The 4,305-nt window shown below is 32.1% G+C and carries 6 protein-coding genes; all 6 read right to left on the bottom strand.

Annotation, left to right across the window (positions count from 1 at the left end):
- The coding region (locus tag VIL26_01890; GenBank protein ID HEY8389695.1) for a glycosyltransferase at positions 1-157 on the bottom strand (157 nt) is incomplete at its 3' end.
- Entirely contained in the window at positions 144-1,340 is a 1,197-nt protein-coding gene (locus VIL26_01885; GenBank protein HEY8389694.1) for an O-antigen ligase family protein, read from the bottom strand. The genes VIL26_01885 and VIL26_01890, both read right to left, overlap by 14 nt.
- Positions 1,327-2,415, bottom strand: a complete 1,089-nt coding sequence (locus tag VIL26_01880) for a glycosyltransferase (protein ID HEY8389693.1) — start codon at positions 2,413-2,415, stop codon at positions 1,327-1,329. Before VIL26_01880 ends, VIL26_01885 begins: the two co-directional genes overlap by 14 nt.
- Positions 2,415-3,200: a LicD family protein gene (locus VIL26_01875; GenBank protein HEY8389692.1), complete on the bottom strand. Its 786-nt coding sequence runs from the start codon at positions 3,198-3,200 to the stop codon at positions 2,415-2,417. The genes VIL26_01880 and VIL26_01875 overlap by 1 nt, the downstream gene beginning before the upstream one ends.
- 9 nt (positions 3,201-3,209) lie before the next feature.
- On the bottom strand, positions 3,210-3,635 hold the full coding sequence (locus VIL26_01870; GenBank protein HEY8389691.1) for an adenylyltransferase/cytidyltransferase family protein: 426 nt from the start codon (positions 3,633-3,635) through the stop codon (positions 3,210-3,212).
- A gap of 28 nt (positions 3,636-3,663) precedes the next feature.
- A partial coding sequence (locus tag VIL26_01865) for a glycosyltransferase (GenBank protein ID HEY8389690.1) occupies positions 3,664-4,305 on the bottom strand: 642 nt, incomplete at its 5' end.

Genomic DNA, 4,305 nt, shown 5'->3' with positions numbered 1-4,305 from the left:
CGTAACTATCGCAGATTAGGCCGGAGCTGTCGGTCGAGCCGTCATCGATTAGTATTAATTCATAATCATAAAAAGATTGACTTAAAACGCTGTCAATACATGATGGCAAATATTTTTCTATATTATAAACAGGAACAATAATGCTAAATCGTAGCATTTTTTTCATCCTTGAGTTTTTTCATTCTAAAATTAACCATGAAAATGATTGTCAATACAATCCAAAATGTTCTGGTAACATTCATATCAAGAGTAAGTCCGCTTAGTACCAAACCGACAATCAAAGATAGCGAAAATAAATTTTTATTTTTTAATGAAATTAAAGAAAAATATCCAAGAACAAATAATAATAATATTAATCCTATAATACCGCTGTTAAAAAATACTCCTAAAAACATATTATGAGGATTTTTTCTAATGCCGAAATAATATTGATAGGTTGTCAACTGATTCTTTTTTCCATATCCAAAAATGAATTTTAATAAACTTCCATTTTTTAATATATTCCAATAATTATACCAAATGGTTAATCTTCCGCTTCCTTGATCCTTAAGCATTGCCGATATTTCAAATCTTTCTAAAATCCATTTTGGTATATATTCTTTAAAGAAAGACAACGCAATATAAAATATAACTACAAAAAGCAATACCGGCAGAAATATATTTTTTAATTTGCTAAAAAGAAGATACACAAAAACAACGCCTAAATTAGCTAATAGTCCGCCTCTAGAACCTGAAGCTAAAATAATAGTAAAAAGGCATACTAATAGTAAAATATCTAATATGATAGTCTTTTTTTGATTGATTCGATGCATTAAATACGCTGTTAAAACAATAAAGCCGCAAGTAAAATAATTAGGATCGACATACCTTGAAAAATTCAAATAAAATCTGGAATTAGACCGCTCAAAGCGGAAGCTGAAAAAACAGGTCGCTATCGTTACGATTATGCTCAATAATATGCATAATCTAAAGAACTTTATTTCCGTTTCATTAGCTTCTTTATAATTAACAAAGAAAAAACATAATCCAAACAACAAAAAAATAGCGTCCATTAATATATCGGAAAATAGCAATATGTTTATAACATTATAAAAATAAAAAACAGCAATCAATAAAAAGTCTTTGGGTTTGCTGTTCCAAAAATCCTTTTTGCATATTCTAACCAAAATTAATGCAATAGCTATTAAATTTATAAATGAAAATGATGTAATAATTTCCCCTAATGCATAATCAATTGGGCTTAAAATCAAATATACTCCTATGATAAAAGTATCAAGGCTAATTACCGAACGCTTTAAGATATTTAATCTTAAATAACTTTGAGATCTAGTTCTTAACATCTTTTCTTCCCAAATCATTAAATATTTTTACAGCGTCATATGCTACTTTATCCCACGAAAGTTGTTCATAGACATAATTTCGCGCGTTTATACCATAGATACAAAAATTTGATTTTTCAGCTGCAACTGCAAGCAAAGACTCTGCAATGCTATTTATATTTGTTTCCGCCGCCCAGCCACATTGATATTTTTTGACATCGTCGTAAATGCCTGTTCCTCTGGTTACCAAAACGGGAACTCCATAGGACATCGCCTCTATAACGGCTGTTGGCAATCCTTCCGTTCGCGAAGTATGAATAAAAATATCGGTATTTTCAAGAACCTTATTTTTGGACTCTCCAAAAACAGCCTCATGATTAAAAACCAAATTTTCTAGTTTGTTTTTCTTAATAAACTTATTGATATAATTATCCGTATTGCCGCGATTGGGACCGTATATATTTATTTTAACATTATTTTTTATTAATTCAAATTTAACTTTATTGACGGCTTTTAATAATAAATCTATACCCTTTATCTTTTTGGTTTTTCGTCCGATAAAGGTAATGTTGATCTCGTCTTTTTCTTTTTGGGATCTATTATATTCTTGAGGCGTTTCTATACCGTTGGGAATTATTATGCCTTTTTGGGAAAAATAGGATATGGCTTTTTCCCCTTGGGATAAAAATTGAATCGCCTTGGCTTTTTTTATAAAAGAATTAAATATTAAAATATGCGCGGCAGCCTTTTTTATAAATTTAAAGAAATCGGATTTTATTGCTATTTTTGATAACGAGCCGTGCGGGAAAACTATATAAGGAATGTTGTTATTATTTAAATACCTGGCTATTTTTATATACTTTATATAATATATCCCGTGAAAAATTACCAAATCGGGCTTGTTAAATGGAGGCTGTAAATCCTTAATATCTGTCCGGTTAAACACCTTTATGTCATCGTTTTGATATACATTATCGCTAATATTAAATAAAGCAACGTTGGCGTATTTTGATTGATAAAAAACATGTTTAGGCACAATTACATTAACGCCGCAAGATTGATCATCAGTTATACTAGCAATATGCAAAATAGTCATCAGACATCTATGCTCCATTGCTGAGAATGTATGGATTTTTCTATTTCTTCCTGGCTGGGAAGCTTCATATAATCGCCGAATACGTGGGTTAAGTAATCTTCCACATATTCAGGCACGGGCAAATAATGATTTTCAAAAAGAACGTATCTGGGCTTTCCCAAATAATACCTGGGGAAAATCGCTCTTTTGAACTTTGCTTTTCCGAACAATTGCCCAACCCTGTTTGTTTGCTTTTTCATCTGGCTTTTTACGATTTTTATCATTAGCTTTTTGCTTACAAATACTCTGGCAATCGCCATTAAAATCTTTTTTCCAAAAGAGGCGCTGGCGTATCCTCTTTGAGATAATGATTTTGCGGCTAACATTTTAGCGGCAAGAAATTGTATTCCCGCGACAAAATTACTGTCCGATATGTTGTATAAGCAGAAAATATCTATAAATATGCCTTTGTGCATTTTCCTGTCTTTTGTGTCGGGCTCTAAAAATAAAGTATTGTTCATTCTCAATTTGGTATAAAACAAAGGCCATTCTTTAGTGTTTTCTTCTTGAAGATAAAATCTATTCGTATCTAATTTTTCTCTGGCGCAGCGCAAGAACTTTTGATAGTTTTCATAGGTCATAAAGACATCAAAGTCATCGTCCCAAGGGATAAAACCTTGATGCCTAACCGCGCCAAGAGCGCTGCCGCCCATTAGGTAATATTCAATATCGTTTTGACGGCAAAACTCGTCAAAATACAAAGCTATTTCTAATATTTTGTTTTGCAATACTTTAATGTCTTGCATGGTTACCCTTTAAAGTTTTACTATTTTTTCTCTTAACTTGCTTGAGGATATTCCTATTGTGTAAGGCAAATAAATTACATCGACGCCTAATTCTTTGAAGGCTTTTTCGTATTCATTCCAGGCTTTTGTTCCCTTCCAGTCGCTGCCTACGAATACCACGTCGTATTGCAATTTTGCGTGAGTGGATATCTTATCCATATTGACCTGGGGAACTACCATATCGACATATTTTATAGCCTTAACTATTTCTTTTCGCTCTTCAAACGGTATTACAGGGTTCTTGTGCTTTACCTGATTGCATAATTCATCGGTAGTAACGCCTACTATCAAGAAATCGCAATATTCTTTCGCTTTTTTAAGTATATTTAAATGTCCGATATGGAACATATCAAACACGCCTGTCGTATAACCTCTTTTGTATTTTTTCTTCATCATTTTCCTCTTTTGTAAACTTTTTTTAAATCTATGTTGCTTTTTCGCGCAACATATTTTTATATACCATCTTTCTAAACCAGTTTGGCGTTATGCATTGAATAAAACGAATAAATATGTTTATTAAGTATCTTGGATAAGTTATTACTTTGTTTTTTAGCATAAATTTTTGTAATCTTGCCATGTTCTTAAAGTATTTCAGCCCCGCTCTTCTTTTGTATAAATTATTATCTGTCCTAACATTTACAAGGCTTTCTTGAATGTTATAAAATTTTACGCCTGCAAGATACATTCTTATCCAAAGATAATAATCTTCCATATTTTTCCAGTCTAAATATCCGCCCGCTTTTTCCAAACTGGATTTTTTCATCATTGCAGTCATGTGGTTAAATGGAGAACGCTTTTTTAAGAATTTGCATATCTCGTCGTGAAACTCGGGTAATTTTCTAACTCCGACCATATTATCGGGTTCGCCTACAAATTCCGTTATATTGCTTCCTATGACGCCTAAATCCTTATCTTGTTCAAAACATTTTAATTGTTTTTCAAACCTGTCGGGCAAACTTATATCGTCGCTGTCCATTCTGGCAATTAAATCATAAGAACAATGCTTGGCGCCTTCTCTTAACGCAAGCCCCAAGCCCATATTAATTTCCAAAGGCACTAATTTTAT

It is taken from the genome of Clostridia bacterium, from assembly GCA_036562685.1.
Lineage (GTDB): Bacteria > Bacillota > Clostridia > Christensenellales > DUVY01 > DUVY01.
Note: the sequence above shows the minus strand (reverse complement) of the source record. Positions and strands in the feature narration are given on the sequence as shown.